Annotated in this window: 12 protein-coding genes; 2 read left to right on the plus strand and 10 right to left on the minus strand. The window is 62.7% G+C overall.

The window, feature by feature from the left end; genetic code table 11:
• Nucleotides 1-236 precede the first annotated feature (236 nt).
• Nucleotides 237-2,828, plus strand: a complete 2,592-nt coding sequence (locus AB4Z47_RS11970) for an AAA family ATPase (protein ID WP_441950308.1) — start codon at nucleotides 237-239, stop codon at nucleotides 2,826-2,828.
• Between the two features lie 348 nt (nucleotides 2,829-3,176).
• Here AB4Z47_RS11970 and AB4Z47_RS11975 read toward each other — a convergent pair whose 3' ends face one another.
• On the minus strand, nucleotides 3,177-3,764 hold the full coding sequence (locus AB4Z47_RS11975; RefSeq protein ID WP_441950309.1) for a TetR/AcrR family transcriptional regulator: 588 nt from the start codon (nucleotides 3,762-3,764) through the stop codon (nucleotides 3,177-3,179).
• Nucleotides 3,765-3,887: 123 nt separating this feature from the next.
• Between AB4Z47_RS11975 and AB4Z47_RS11980 the strand changes: the two genes are divergently transcribed.
• Nucleotides 3,888-4,856, plus strand: a complete 969-nt coding sequence (locus tag AB4Z47_RS11980) for an alpha/beta fold hydrolase (RefSeq protein WP_441950311.1) — start codon at nucleotides 3,888-3,890, stop codon at nucleotides 4,854-4,856.
• Between the two features lie 455 nt (nucleotides 4,857-5,311).
• Here the strand turns inward: AB4Z47_RS11980 and AB4Z47_RS11985 are convergent, their stop codons facing one another.
• The 9 genes from AB4Z47_RS11985 to AB4Z47_RS12025 all read right to left on the minus strand — a co-directional run bounded on the left by AB4Z47_RS11985 (nucleotide 5,312) and on the right by AB4Z47_RS12025 (nucleotide 12,167).
• Nucleotides 5,312-6,151 (minus strand): class I SAM-dependent methyltransferase, encoded by an 840-nt coding sequence (locus AB4Z47_RS11985; protein WP_441950312.1) that lies wholly within the window; start codon nucleotides 6,149-6,151, stop codon nucleotides 5,312-5,314.
• A 9-nt stretch (nucleotides 6,152-6,160) separates the two neighbouring features.
• Nucleotides 6,161-6,547, minus strand: a complete 387-nt coding sequence (locus AB4Z47_RS11990; protein WP_441950314.1) for a hypothetical protein — start codon at nucleotides 6,545-6,547, stop codon at nucleotides 6,161-6,163.
• A gap of 137 nt (nucleotides 6,548-6,684) precedes the next feature.
• Nucleotides 6,685-7,269 (minus strand): RDD family protein, encoded by a 585-nt coding sequence (locus AB4Z47_RS11995; protein ID WP_441950315.1) that lies wholly within the window; start codon nucleotides 7,267-7,269, stop codon nucleotides 6,685-6,687.
• A 289-nt stretch (nucleotides 7,270-7,558) separates the two neighbouring features.
• The gene (locus tag AB4Z47_RS12000; protein ID WP_441950317.1) at nucleotides 7,559-8,638 is read right to left on the minus strand and encodes a YncE family protein; all 1,080 of its coding nucleotides are present in this window, start codon (nucleotides 8,636-8,638) and stop codon (nucleotides 7,559-7,561) included.
• Nucleotides 8,639-8,869: 231 nt separating this feature from the next.
• Entirely contained in the window at nucleotides 8,870-9,643 is a 774-nt protein-coding gene (locus tag AB4Z47_RS12005) for an ESX secretion-associated protein EspG (protein ID WP_441950318.1), read from the minus strand.
• Between the two features lie 96 nt (nucleotides 9,644-9,739).
• Entirely contained in the window at nucleotides 9,740-10,330 is a 591-nt protein-coding gene (locus tag AB4Z47_RS12010; RefSeq protein ID WP_441950320.1) for a hypothetical protein, read from the minus strand.
• Between the two features lie 72 nt (nucleotides 10,331-10,402).
• Nucleotides 10,403-11,185 (minus strand): hypothetical protein, encoded by a 783-nt coding sequence (locus tag AB4Z47_RS12015; RefSeq protein WP_441950321.1) that lies wholly within the window; start codon nucleotides 11,183-11,185, stop codon nucleotides 10,403-10,405.
• Nucleotides 11,185-11,508 (minus strand): hypothetical protein, encoded by a 324-nt coding sequence (locus tag AB4Z47_RS12020; RefSeq protein WP_441950322.1) that lies wholly within the window; start codon nucleotides 11,506-11,508, stop codon nucleotides 11,185-11,187. Before AB4Z47_RS12020 ends, AB4Z47_RS12015 begins: the two co-directional genes overlap by 1 nt.
• Nucleotides 11,508-12,167, minus strand: a complete 660-nt coding sequence (locus tag AB4Z47_RS12025) for a hypothetical protein (RefSeq protein ID WP_441950323.1) — start codon at nucleotides 12,165-12,167, stop codon at nucleotides 11,508-11,510. The genes AB4Z47_RS12020 and AB4Z47_RS12025 overlap by 1 nt, the downstream gene beginning before the upstream one ends.
• Between the last annotated feature and the right edge of the window lie 165 nt (nucleotides 12,168-12,332).

Raw genomic sequence — 12,332 nt, forward strand, 5'->3', positions numbered from 1 at the left:
ATACGAGCCGGTGCCGCAGTGCACGAAGTCGAGTTGTAAACCATTCCGTCAACGCATCCGCCGTGAGGTACGGCGAGGCCAAGGCGCGCGGAGGCCCCTGAGCTGCTGCAGGGTCGACAGCAGCCGCGGCGGCTCGCGCCCGGTCACGCTTCACGCACGGGGTTGTACGCATCCCACGCGCTTGGGTCGGTCGCAACGGCCAAAGGACTGAGGCGTGAAGACTATGCTCACGTGGTGTGGCGATCAGGAGTCAGGATCGTGTCGGTGGGCTACCGACAGCCACCGCGAACATCGTCGGTCGTGAGCCGGAGCTGGAAAAGATCAGCACCCTGCTGGTGGGTTCGGCCCGGTTGATCACGTTGACCGGTCCAGGTGGGATCGGCAAGACCCGGTTGGCGGTCGAAGTCGCGCGCCGTTTCCACAAAGCCACCAACGTGCCGGTGTATTGGGTGCGGTTGGAGCGACTGGCCAAAGGCTCGGATACCGCAGCGGTCGAAGAGGAGATCGCCCGATCGGTGGTAGACACCGACTTCTCTATGCGATCGGCGTGGGAGTCGCTCATCGACACCTTCACCCGTACCGACGCTGTGCGGCGGCGCCCGCAGTGCGTGCTGGTGTTGGACAACTGCGAGCACGTTCTCGTCGGTGTCGGTGAGTTGATCACCGAACTGCTCGACGCCGTGCCCGGGCTCACTATTGTGGCGACCAGCCGTGAACCGATCGGATGGGTTGACGAACACCTCGTGGCAGTGCCGCCGCTATCACGCCAGCACGCTGTGACCCTGTTCCGCCAACGCGCCGAGCTGACCGGCCATCCGATCACCGAGCCCGAACAGATCGCCACGGCCGTCAAGATTTGCCGGCACGTGCACAATCACCCCCTCTATATCCGGTTGTCGGCTGCGCGGCTGGCGCATCAACCACCGGCGATGATCCTGCGTGGGCTCACCGGAGGAGCTGATGACACACGACTGCACTGGTCACCTGGTCCTCGCTCCGAGGCCGGCCCGCGGCATCACGGGGTCCGCGACGTTATTGCCTGGTCGTATGAGCTGTGCAGCGATAAAGAGCGTCTGCTGTTCGACCGCCTGTCGGTCTTCGCTGCAGGCAATGACACAAACCCCGAAGACAGTCACGGGGCCGGCGATGCTGCTGGCGATATGGGAACCGACCTGGACGCTATCGAAACCATCTGCAGTGACGACACCAGCGAAACCGATAGGAACAGTCACGCGGGTGCGGACCTGCCCAGGCAGGAGATCGAAGGCTTGCTCGAGCGGCTTGTCAACCATTCCTTGGTGACGGTGCACATCACGCCGACGACGGTGCGGTATTCGCTGTTGGAGAGCCTGCGGGTGTTCGCCCAGCAGCGGCTGCGTGAACGCTCCGTCGACGAGGTGGATGAACCGGCCCGGTTGGCCTGGCGACACCGCCGCTACTACCGCGACAAGGTCGTCTTCGCTTCGGCCAGCTGGTTCGGTCCCGCCGAACAAGATTTATTGGACTGGGCCCGCGCCGAATGGGACAACATCCTGACCGCCATCGAAACCAGTATCACCACACCGGGCGAAGCCGCCGTCGGTCTGGAAATCTGTACAGGGCTGTTCGCCCTCCGAATGCCTTTCTACACCGGCGCATTCCGGGAACTACGACAATGGACCGGACGATGCCTCCAGGCCACCCAGGCATCAACCTCGCAACCCACCGAACTCCAAATGGTGGCGATGGCCCTGATCGCGGGGATCGCCGTGCACAAAGGCGAGCACGAGGACGCCGAACGGATGCTCGAAGACTGTATCGCAGCCTGCATTCCCGACCCGGACAGCAGAAGAGACTGGCGACACACTCCCGAGACAGATATCGGCCTGCCCGCCTCCGCCGAATTGGCGTGGGGCATGGAATTGATCTTCGCCCGCCGCGATGTCCGGGCGATCGGCGTCCTGGCTCGGGCCCGAGAGAAGTTCCATCACCTCGGCGACCACGGCGCGGAAGCGGTGAGCGACTTGTGGGCCGGCTTCGCGGCGGGCCTGCTCGGAACAGCGCGACAAGCCCACGAGATCGCGCGACGTAGCCTCGACCGCGCCAACGCTTCCGGAGCGTCGTTGTTGATCTCCTGGGCCGAGCTGACTTGGGCGATCACCTTGACCGAACACGGCAATCCCACCGAAGCACTGGACGTCGAACGGCGGGCGCTGGCATACCTACTCTCCCTGCGCGACCGGTGGGGCGCATCGTGGGCGGTGCAGTTCAGAACCTGGTCACTGGCGCAGATCATCGCAGACTCCGTCGCCACCGGAAAACTCGACCGCGATACGCTCGTCGCGTTGGCTACCGAAATTGCTCAACTCACCGGCGGAACCAAAACGCAACTGGCCAGGCTCGGCGTCGACCTCGAGAAACTAGGTCCCCTCGCCGACGAATCCACCAAAGCCGTCGCTATTGCCCGCCAGGTACTCGGACCTGAGGCGTTCACCGCGGAAGAAGCCCGAGGCGCGCGGCTACGTCCCGAACACGACGAGGTGGAACGACTCGCGCTGGGGACACTGTCCATCGGAAAAACCCCGGAAAACCAGACCAGCCGAGAAGACCTCACCGCACACTGGCAGCTGCTCACCCCCACCGAACAGCAGGTCGCAATCCTGGCGGCAGCCGGGTGGACCAACACCGCCATCGCCGCACGCCGAGGAAACTCCGTCAGAACCATCGACGCACAACTCACCGCGATCCTGAACAAACTGATCATCACCACCCGCAACGACATCATCGAACACGTCCCCCGAAACGTCATCGACACCGTCCGCATCGAAGCCACACACCTGTCACACTGAACCAGCGTTTGCCGTTGGGGGCTTGCGGTGCTGGGACTTGGTCATGAGTTCGAGCAGGCTGGCTCCGGTTTCGCCGAGGTGAGTGCGGCCCGTGTGCCGGAGTTCGTGCAGATCCAGATCCCACGCCGGCTCTGGGTCGTCGACGGCGGTGGCAACGTCGAGCCGGCGTCGGCTTGCCGTCGGACACACGGGTCGAACGCGCTGTGTTCATGGCGCCACCCCAGCCGAGAAGCCGGGGCAACGCGGCGGGCGTTCCACGTGTTGACCGCCTTCCCGCCCCACGGGTTTCGCGGGTCTCGCCGATCTCGTCGTCGGCCAGTGGTCTGGTGTTGCCGATTCGGTCGGCGATTATGGACTCGCCGTAGCGTTGTCGTACCGGCTGAGGGTGGTCATGAAGGTACCGAATGCTGTGGCGATGCGGTCGGTGTCGCCCGTTGTGAGCAGATCGAGCAGCAGGCCCCGCGAGGTGGCGATCACCAGGGTGGCTTTGGTGGTCGCGGTGTCGTTGTCGTCGCCGTCGGCTTCGAATGTGCTGGTCAGGATGCGCAACCAGTCGTCGATGATGTGCGCGAGGAAGGGCTGATAGGTCCGGGGCTGTTGCAGGGCGTTTCCATAGATTTCGAACAACAGCCGGTACAGGGGGGCGTGCTGTGGGTCGGACAGCCACTTCCACGCCCGGGAGATGAGGGTGTGAGCGTCCGCGTCGGTCGTGGCCTGGAGATCGACGGCTTGCCACATTCGGTCGCGGACTTGGCCGATGATCGCGGTGAGGAGTTGGTCCCGGCTGCCGAAGTGATGCACCAGGGTGGTGGTGGTCACTCCGAGTTCCCGGGCCAGCGGTCGTAGCGACAGGTCGGACAGGCCGTTCTCGATGATGTAGTCGCCCGCGGCTTCCAGGAGGCGGGTTCGTCGTTCATGATCCACCGGCCGTGCCATGGTGCACCCTTCCCATTCCTTGAACAGTCGTGCTAGTTTAACGGCACCTTTTATTGAACGACTGTGCAAGAAATTTTGTGGGGCCTCGCGCCGCGTCGTGAGGCTTGTGCCGATGTGTCGGCCATGAGCGAAGGAGTCGCCTCGATGGCACTCGGTATGCGAACCGTTCTGCTGGGCGCGGGAACCGTTCTTCCGCTGGTGAAATATTTGCGCGACGAGCCGGTACCGATGGGGCCGGCGGCGCGGCATGACGCGCCCGGGTCGATCGTGCGTTTGCGTCACGGCAGCACGCACTACGAAGTCGCCGGTCCCACGGAGGGGGAACCGGTTTTGTTCATTCCGGGAGCGACGTTGTCACAGTGGATCTGGGACGGCCTGTTCGAGCGAATCGCGGCTGCCGGTGCCAGGGCGATCCGCTACGACCGATACGGCATCGGGTTCAGCGATCGGCCGAAAATCGAATACGACTACGACTTGTTCGAGGCCCAGATCCTCGAACTGCTCGACCGCCTCGGAATCGACCGCCCGATCACGATCGTCGCGCTGGCGTTCGGCGGCCCCATCGCCGCCGAATTCGCTGTGCGCAATCCGCAGCGGGTCGCGCGGGTGTGCATGATCGCCCCGGACGGCTTCGGTGTGCCGATCAACCTCGGCCTGAAGATCGCCATGCTGCCGGTGATCGGCTTGCCGTACTTCAAGGTCATCGGAGACCGTGCTCTGCACGCACGTATCCCGGGATATTCCGAGGACGCCGGCGTCGTCGCGCAGGTGGCAGCACGATTCCGGCCCGAGCTCCGGTACCGGGGATTCAAGCGGGCACTGCTGTCGGCGCTGCGCAACATCCCGATTCACAGCGCCGAGTACCTGTACCGATACCTCGATACCCGCGGTATCCCGCTGCAGATTCTCTGGGGCACCAACGATCGAGTCACCCCGGCACCGAGCCACGGTCTCGTCGCCGACGTGTTCTCCCACGCTGACATCCGCTTCCTGGACGGTGTCGGGCACCTGCCGCATTTCGAGCAGCCGGACGACACCGCCGCGGCCATCACCGAGTTCATCACCGGCAAGCCGAACCAGAAAGGCATCTGACGACCACAACGGCAGCACCGGCCCCCGCCGACAATGCGATCCACTGTACCGAACTGCGGATCACGCACATGATTGTCCTGTGCCAGCGAAGCTGACCCAGCCGCGCGGGTCCGACCAGCGGTGGGACATTGTGAGTGGCCGAGCGATTACGGTTCTCTACCACTGAAGTTTGCCCAGCTCAGCGCTTATCGGGTCGTGTGACTCATGCCTGCGGCTCTGCCGGGTCGACCGGCTGTGGTTGCGTCGCGGCCAGTCAGGACAGTGCCGCATTGGTCGGTGTGGCCTCCTTTGGGGATGCGGTGCCGCCGACGATGCGGTGGATCGTGGAGCAGCCGCCGCTGTATTCCTCGGTCAGATCCGCCAGGCCCGCATCGTCGTAGCGGCATCGTAGCGGCGATGGATCGTCTTCCGGGTCCCGCGGAGTCCGCCGGGCCGGGCCGCCGGCACGCACGCGTTCAGGCCGATCCGGTTCGCACAGCGGAGACCGCGAGCGTGACGTAGTCCATGGTGAAACTGCCGCCCAGCGCGTCGATTGCCGAACCGATCTCCACCAGCAACTCGGCGAGCTTGTCCTGCGGGAGGCGGGTGAGGGCGCCGGTGGTGGGCGCCAGGTCCAACCATTCGGCGCGGGTGTAGGGGCGCTGCCAGTCGAATCGCCAATGCTCGGGCTCGCCGAATCCATCGGTCTCCCGGATGCCGTCGGCGAATTCAGCCATTCCGGCCTGGTAGATGTCCACGGCCCGCTCGGGCGTCCCGTCGCCTTGCTGCGCGGCGAACGGGGATTCGGGCAACACCCGCCGCAGCGCCGCCAGCTGTGCCTCCGCGATGGGCCGCGGGGGCGCGATCACATGCGCGAATATCGCCAGCCGCCCGCCCGGTCGCAGCACCTGCGCAGCCTTCGCCGCACCCGCGACCGGATCGACCCAGTGCCAGGACTGCGCGGCAATCACCGCGTCGAAGGTCCTATCGGCCGAATCCCATGCCTCGAACGTCGCCACTTCGGTCTCGAGGCCGGTACCTCGGGCGAATTCCGCCATGCGCGCATCGGGCTCGACCCCGAGCACCCGACACCCGGAGTCCCGGAACTGCCTGGCGGCGATGCCGGTTCCGCAGCCGACGTCGAGGACGTCGAGTTCCGGGCGGGCGGCGACGATCCGGTCGATCAGGGCGTCCGGGTAGCGCGGCCGGGCGCGGTCGTAGCGTTCGGCGTCCACGCCGAACGACTCGGCGATATGCCGCTGCCGATGCGGTTCGGCAGCGGAGGGGCCAGCGGATTCGGAGGGTAGAGTGGGCATGTGCCCACCTTAAGTGGGCATGTGCCTACTCGTCGCCGGGTTCGCCCACAGCTGAAGGAGATTCGCCTGCAGGCCGACCGGAATCGCCCTGCGCGATGTGCGTGAGCAGCTTTTCGACGCCGCCGAGCGCATTTTGCTCCGGGACGGGGCCGAGTGCCCTGACCAGCCGGGCGGTCCCGGCTGCGCCAAGGGGGTTACAGTCCGGCCGATCATCTGCTGCAAGGTGGCGGCGATCCGTTCGGCGGTGGCGGGCTTGATCGTCAACGTGCGGGTGCCGAAGGTGACATAGCGGCCATCATTTTCGACGTCATTCACCTGGAAGTCCTTGCAGCCGTGAATATGTCGATCATCCACGCGGCCCATCGCGTAAACCCCGACGTGGCCGATCAAGGTCATCGCGCGACTGGGATGAGCTGTCCAGAGCCGAGCAGGAGGTCGCGGCAAAGGGGCGAAGCAGCCACTCCGGACAGGCGAAAGGCGGCGGCCTCGGCTACGGCTGCGGTGATAGCTGCACCTGGGGCCCACGCCGGTCGTCATCCGAAGATTTGAAGCACCTGCAGGGACAGGCTCACGACGCCGAAGCCGCCGCTGAACCATTGCTTGATCAACTCCCACAGCGTCGGCCGAGAGCCGTCGGGATAGTGCAGCCGGAATCCGAACAGCGCTTTGCCGACAGTCGTGTGCAGCACGCGCTGCACGAAGGTCCGATGGATGAAAGATAATGCGAGCCAGGCGAATACGGCGAGCGGCACCGCGGTCTGCGGCCGGTCGGAGTATGTGGTTACGGCGAACCAGACCGCTGCACCGATGCCGAGGTGCAGCGCCATATCGATCACGAAGGCAACGACGACGAGGGACCCCTTCAGCACCCGCCGGGAGTCGTCGAGCCATGGACTGGAGGTGACCAGCTCCTTGCCTTTCTTCGGCTTGGTCTTGGGTGTCGGACCGGTGTACTGCGGCCGCCCATCGCCGTCACCCTCGTACCCGCTGTGCACCGCCGCCGGTATCGGTGGTTCGTTCGCCATCACGTTGCCATCCACTCCGGAATATGTAGTGCCGTGCCGTGCCTGCTGCCCGTACATTGCTCCCTCGACGAATCCTGAGTTCCGTTGCTCCATAGTGGCCCAGGAGTGTACCGCCGCCGAAAATCCCTGGCGGTGCGAAGGCCTTGCGAGCCATTCCGAAGGTCGATGAAAAACGTTCCACCACAACGGCTTGGTGTCTCGGCGCGCGCAGAGCAAGATCGCCACGTTCGAGGATTTACGTCTGTGGTCGGGAGCTATCGCCGACGCAATGACGCGCGGGGAGCGGATACCGTGTCGTAGCGGTGTACGTGGCCCGGGGGTGTCGGGGCGGCCTTGTGCCGGCGCCCGTCGACGGTCCGCCAGGGTCCGCTCCTCGGGTCGCTCACTGATGCGCGATTACTTCCACGGTTCGGTCGGGCTGACAATTCGCAATGTAGACATGATGGGTTGCCGTATCCACGGCGATTCCCCAAGTGCAGTGTCCGGACTTACCGGAGCGTCGAGCGGCGGTGACTTTGCGGGTATTCGTGTCGATCATCGTGACGCTGCCGAACGCACTGGAGGTGAGGTATACGGTGTGCTCCGTGGGATCGACCGCCACTCCGAGGGATGACTCGAATCCCAGCGAGATGGTGCCTGCCGGAGTACGGCTCGCGGTGTCGATGAGCGATACCGAGTTCCCTTCGAGGTCGGTCACATAGGCCATATGAGTCCCCGGGTCGATGGCGATGCCCTGCGGTGAATCACCCACCGGAATCGTGGCGCTCACGGTGTAGGTACCGGGGTCGACGACGGAGACGTTCTTTCCGTTGGCGACCCAGAGCTGGTGACTGCTCGCGTCGACCGCCAGTGCATTGGGCTCGGCGCCGACCGGAATCGTTGCGACGACGGCGTGAGTGCTGGAATCGATTGCCGTCACGGTCTTGTAGTAGCGGTTGGCGACATAGACGGTATGGCGCTCGGCGTCGATTGCGACTGCACTGGGGTCTCCGCCTGCCGGAATTTTCGCGGTGATGGTTCGGGTATTCGAATCAATGATCGACAACTTGCCGTTCGAGCCATTGGCGATCAGATAGACGAGATGAGTAACGGGATCGACCGCCAACGGCTGGGCGCCGGTCGAATATTCGGCGACCGGAATGGTCGCGGCGGCAGTCCGGGTGACGGTGTCGATGACGTATAAGGTTTGATCCTCACTGCTGACGACGTAGGCTTTTTGCGCCCCGGGGTCGACGGCGACACCACGGGGATCATTACCGGTGTTCAGACTCGAGAGGACTCGATAGGCGCTGGGACCAACGTCGGCGAGCGGGTTGGTGGCCGGGTCACGGGTGGTGGTCGCGGTTGTGGTCGCCGTTGTCGGGAAAGTCGTCACCTGACGGGGCGAAGCGCAGCTGCTGACGGAAACCCCGACGGCTACCGCAAGCCCGATCCCCCCGATGAGCCTTGTCTTGGAGCACATTTGCTGAAATCTAGCACTGGCGAGGCGTGTCCCGCGGATCCCCCGTCGTGGTTGATCGGGTGAATCACGCAGGGCGGGAATGCATTCAGGCATCAACCGGAATTCTCGCCGAGCGGAGGACAGGATTGTCATGCACGCTGGCTGGCGATCACACCGTCCAGCGATCGAGCAAACCGTCGTCCGCGCCGCCCCGGTCCAACGCATCCGTCATCGCCATCCCGGCACGTCAGGTCAGTACGGCAGGTGAACGCCGTCGCGCACTTCCGTGACGGTCCGGCTGATCATCTGCTGCAAGGTGGCGATGATCCGTTCGGCGGTAGTGGGTTTGATCGTCAACGTATGGGTGCCGAAGGTGACATAGCGGCCATCATTTTCGACGTCATTCACCTGGAAGTCCTTGCGGCCGTAAATATGTCGATTGTCTACGCTGCCCATCGCATAGACCCCGACGTGGCCGATCAAGGTCATCGTGCGGGTGAAGAACTGCTCGAACTCCTCCCGCGGTGTCGGCCGCCAGGTATCGCGGACCGGCGGCCGTGGCCGCCCCAACTCCTCAGTCGAAACCTGCACTTGCTTACCCCGCCCCGCGGTGCAGCCGGGGAATACGTCGACCACCGCCCGCGCCACCTCCACTGGGGGCAGCAACGTCAACACCACATCACCGCCGTGCTGGTGGTCCGCACCCGGTTCCTGCACCGCGATCGCGCCCTGCTGGTAGTACACCCCGGCATGGGCACGCAGCTTGCGGTCTCGACGGGCGCCGACGAAGCCGGCGAGTTCCACCCGGACCTCCGGCGCCAGCAGCACTTCGACCGCGCGCAGCAGATCGTCGCCGATTTGCGGGCGCAGCGACTGCGCCGCCGCCTGCCGCAACCGCAAACTCTCCGACCGGAACTCCGTCGCGTGCTGGTGCTGCAACGGATACGGCAGCACGTCCCGGCCGGTGGACTCCCACAGAGTTCGGAATTCGAGCGCGCTGAACCGCCAGCTCCGCACTTCAGGCATGGGTGAGGTCCCTATCGTGTCGGGCTATCACCGGTTGCGCAGGATGCGCCCACTCTGACAGAGGGTTTGATGGTCTACCTCGCCCCCGTGCCTCCCTCATCGCGTGCATCCTGCGCACGGGTCGACTTCCCATATCGCCAGCTCGGACTGCCGAGAGGGAGTTCCGTCCCACCGATGGCTCTGGAAGTTCTTGTCGCTGAGGAAAGCTCGATACGGCGGATGGTTGGAACCCCAATTGGTGACGGACAGTTCGGCTGTGCGCTGTGCGACTTCGGTGCCTGTCAGCGCATGAGCGATATCCGTGGCGGCCGCGCGAAGATCGTCAGGGCCGGTTGAATCGGGCACGGTGAGATCGACACGGACGGAAACTTTCCCGGACTGGTTGGAAATGTCGTCCATGTCCACTGCGAAAAAGCACGTGCCAGCCGGAAGCTGCAACTTTGCCATTACCGCCGTCAACTTCTTCTCGTCCTGATCATGCGACACCGAGTCCTGCACAGCGGGGCATTCGACTGCTGCGACCGACGGCGGCGTAGGCATTATCGTCGCGCTCGGGTGACTTTCCGAACTGCAGCCGATGAGAGCACCCGAGGCAGCAGCAACCGCGACGATCGAGACGATTCTCGGCAAAGAGCATCCAACGAAAGCAACCAATGGCTTACTGGACAACAGCGTTACCGGCTTCACGTCGCCTTCTTGGCGCACTCGACTGCCTCGCTTTCAGGATCGATATAAACAAATTCAATGCATAGTTCACGGTCACTCGGCCAATTTCCATTCCCCTTTATCATCGAACCCATCGGCAACCGAATCGGGCCAGTGATCCTTCCCGTCCGCTCCAGTCGGGAATCCGGGTGGATGATTGACTATGTTCTTGAGTTCGTTCGACGATATGAAAACCTTCGACTGAAGTTCGAAGAAGCTGGTGATAGTCCCGACAACAAGTTCTACAGCGGTAACTATGGCGTCGTTGAACTTGTCTATTCCCCAGGGCGCTCCAGCAACGGATGCGATCTCCTCCAAGGCAATCGCCAGCTGCGCGAGCAGTGTCGCCAATTTGTCGATGATCTGCTTATAGAAATTCCGACCTTCAGCCGCTAGCGTAAGAAGTTCTGTATGAACTTTTTGGGACATATCCGCTATGTTGGTCATGGCGGTCGCCTGATAGGTACGTGATTCCTTGAATTTTGTATACGCAGTCCCTTCCCAGTGCCCTTCCATGTTTACTTTGGGATCGTTTTGTCGATTATTGACCTGGGAGACGTTGTTTCCTACCTGCTGCCACTTGGCTGCGTAGTCTATGAACAAGAACGGAGCGGCTATTCCTTCAGCGGCTTCTTCGAGCTTCTCCAGCAGCGTCTTCAGATTTTCTTGCGCCTCGTCTCGGACGTCGGTATACATCCAGTAGGCTTGCGTCCACGCCCATTTCAGCTTGTCGAACTTGTCGTTCAGCTTTGCCGGTTGCTTCTTGACTTCATCGACCTTCGCTCTGAAGCTCTCGACGATTCCATCCAGTTCCTCTTTGGTTGTGGTCTCGCCCATTATATTGTGAAATCCATTTCCCCAGCGAGCTGGTGAGTGCTCTGCTCTTGTTCCATTTGCTGTTGTTCGTAGGTGCTTGCTACGATATGCAGGGCGTTTCCAACCTGCTCAGCCGCAGCAGCCCCTTCTATCAGACGCTCCTGAATATATGCGGCCGCCAGGGAATACGAACTCCACGCACCAGCGAAGAGACCGAACTGTATCGCCGAGTATTTCAGCTCATTGATCGACGTGGCCGCGTTTCGCAATCCCGGGGCAACGTCGGTGATCCACGCCTTGGATGCGCGCTCGAGAAGATCGAGTTCAACTTTGAGATCGGCCATCAGATTTCATTCCGTATTAGTTGTTGTTCATGCCGGACCAGACGATCCGTCAATTCTTGGTCGGTCTCTTGGTCCAGGTAGACATCCCGGACCAATTTTGGCTTCTTCGCTCGAACCTGATTGCAGCATTCCAGGATGTCTTGCGCGATGGCGGTCCCGTCTACCGTCATGGCCCAGCTTGTGTCGATGGTGATCGAAAGAAGGGCGGACCGGGTTGCGGTGACTGTTAGACCAGGCTCGTCATACTGGTTGTATCCGGGGCCGTGCACGGTGTATGCAGAGTCGACGTATAGGCTATTCCATACCGCATGGAATTCGTCATAGGTGCGCTGCTGTAAGAGCAATGGTACGACTTCACGTAGGGATGGCCAACTCGAGCGCGGTCGTGTACCGGTCTCGACAAGGCGAACTGCCAGCTCGTAGACGGCGTAGTGATAAGCGTCCATGATCGACTTGCCGTACTGCGATGGCTCGAATGTATCTTTCCAGCGACGGCTCAGTTTTATATTTGTCGGTAGGCGATCGTCACCGACTTCCACCTCGACGAGAGAGGACTTCTGTGGCGGCGTGAACGCAGCTTCGCTGGAGTTGTCATTCTGAACTTGATAGTCATCCATGTCATCCGGATCGTCGCCATAGAGGTAGTGATTCGAGGCCATACATACTCCTTTCCGATCTATGCGAGGCACCGACCGAGTCGATGCCGAATGTGGGCAGTTTCTATGAACTGGCTGTCGTGTACTGCGACGGATAGAGCAGCACTTCGCGGCAGGCGGACTCCCACAGAGTCCGGAATTCGAGCGAGGTGAACGGCAAGCTCCGCA

Origin of the sequence: Nocardia sp. 2TAF39, assembly GCF_052114905.1 — a bacterium.
Taxonomy (GTDB): Bacteria; Actinomycetota; Actinomycetes; order Mycobacteriales; family Mycobacteriaceae; genus Nocardia.

Excerpts from the sequence above, each read along its gene's own strand:
- AB4Z47_RS11975 (WP_441950309.1), bottom strand. The coding sequence starts at position 3,764 with ATGGCACGGCCGGTGGATCATGAACGACGAACCCGCCTCCTGGAAGCC.
- AB4Z47_RS11980 (WP_441950311.1), top strand. The coding sequence starts at position 3,888 with ATGAGCGAAGGAGTCGCCTCGATGGCACTCGGTATGCGAACCGTTCTG.
- AB4Z47_RS11985 (WP_441950312.1), bottom strand. The coding sequence starts at position 6,151 with ATGCCCACTCTACCCTCCGAATCCGCTGGCCCCTCCGCTGCCGAACCG.
- AB4Z47_RS11990 (WP_441950314.1), bottom strand. The coding sequence starts at position 6,547 with ATGACCTTGATCGGCCACGTCGGGGTTTACGCGATGGGCCGCGTGGAT.
- AB4Z47_RS11995 (WP_441950315.1), bottom strand. The coding sequence starts at position 7,269 with ATGGAGCAACGGAACTCAGGATTCGTCGAGGGAGCAATGTACGGGCAG.
- AB4Z47_RS12000 (WP_441950317.1), bottom strand. The coding sequence starts at position 8,638 with ATGTGCTCCAAGACAAGGCTCATCGGGGGGATCGGGCTTGCGGTAGCC.
- AB4Z47_RS12005 (WP_441950318.1), bottom strand. The coding sequence starts at position 9,643 with ATGCCTGAAGTGCGGAGCTGGCGGTTCAGCGCGCTCGAATTCCGAACT.
- AB4Z47_RS12015 (WP_441950321.1), bottom strand. The coding sequence starts at position 11,185 with ATGGGCGAGACCACAACCAAAGAGGAACTGGATGGAATCGTCGAGAGC.
- AB4Z47_RS12020 (WP_441950322.1), bottom strand. The coding sequence starts at position 11,508 with ATGGCCGATCTCAAAGTTGAACTCGATCTTCTCGAGCGCGCATCCAAG.
- AB4Z47_RS12025 (WP_441950323.1), bottom strand. The coding sequence starts at position 12,167 with ATGGCCTCGAATCACTACCTCTATGGCGACGATCCGGATGACATGGAT.